Source organism: Lentiprolixibacter sp. (assembly GCF_982873095.1).
The window spans coordinates 5165-6271 of record NZ_CEYNTP010000170.1; the positions used below are offsets into that span (position 1 = coordinate 5165).

Annotated in this window: 2 protein-coding genes and 1 pseudogene; 2 read left to right on the plus strand and 1 reads right to left on the minus strand. The window is 45.3% G+C overall.

The genetic code is table 11. The features are described 5' to 3' along the window. Positions 1-616 (plus strand): glycosyltransferase family protein (locus tag AC4E7D_RS10340; protein WP_490173723.1); only part of this gene is annotated, 616 nt, incomplete at its 5' end. Between the two features lie 17 nt (positions 617-633). Then, on the plus strand, positions 634-762 hold the full coding sequence (locus AC4E7D_RS10345) for a hypothetical protein (protein ID WP_490173724.1): 129 nt from the start codon (positions 634-636) through the stop codon (positions 760-762). 62 nt (positions 763-824) lie between these two features. Here AC4E7D_RS10345 and AC4E7D_RS10350 read toward each other — a convergent pair. Next, positions 825-1107: pseudogene (locus tag AC4E7D_RS10350) on the minus strand (DUF4407 domain-containing protein); the annotation flags it as partial.

The window sequence follows — 1107 nt, forward strand, 5'->3', positions numbered from 1 at the left end:
TATTGGATACCTGGATGCCGACCTTTCCACAGATCTGAGTGATTTTGATCAGCTGGTACAAACACTGGCCGAGTCAGAGTACAAGATCGTTAGCGGCTCAAGGATCGCAAGGATGGGCGCTAACATCACCAAAGAATCTGCCCGAAAGATCATTAGTATGACGATCAACCTGATTATCAGGACGATCCTGGGAATGAACTTCAAGGATACACAGTGTGGTGCTAAGGTGATGACAAGGGAAATCGCTCAGAACATGTTTAAAAGGAAGTTCATCACCCGCTGGTTGTTTGATGTGGAGATCTTTATGCGCATGCGTAGGTTCTACGGAAGAGAGAAGGTACAGCAATATATTTGTGAGCAGCCGCTAAAGCGTTGGATACATGCAGACGGGTCAAAATTGTCCATGAAAGATTCCCTTAAGATCGTAGGGCAGTTGGCACAAATTGCGTGGCAATACCGCGCTCAAAATAACCAATGGGGTCCTGAAACAGCCATTGAACTTTCGAAGTCCAAATCCGGTTTAACGCAGGAAAAGGGTCATTCAACAGCTGCAGGTGATCCCTTGGCGCAAAGCTCTGTACCTGTCCATTATTTAGAGAGATCTTTGAGCAAATAAATTTAAAAGCAAACCATATGCAGGCAAACAGATTTTTATCAAATCCGGGATTTATTGAGGTGGAGCATACCAGGAACCTCTATCAGTTATGTGAGGTGAGTATTAATCACGAGGAAATCATCCTCAAGATCCTGGAAACCGCTTAGTTCCCCCAAATCCTTTCATGAAGGAGGAAAAGGTTGTTCCAATATGGTGCAGCCTTTTTTGATTAGAGGCTTTTGATCTGCAGATCGTGGAAAGTATCCGCCTGCAGCCTCAGGAGCTCTTCAGCTTTCTCTTTTTTATAGGCGTATACGGCCTCTTCTTCCCTGATCTCGGCATAGATCTTTTCATTCAATGCCGTATCGGTGCTCAGGATATCCTGTCGTTGCCTTACCTTCTGTAACACCCACGTCTCCACTGCGCTTTCTTCGTCCTCGAGTTTTAGATCATAAGGGCCCTTAGGTGAGAGCAGCTTTACAACAATTGGGGAGGTCTCGATAGCAAGAAAA

Excerpts from the sequence above, each read along its gene's own strand:
- AC4E7D_RS10345 (WP_490173724.1), top strand. The coding sequence starts at position 634 with ATGCAGGCAAACAGATTTTTATCAAATCCGGGATTTATTGAGGTGGAG.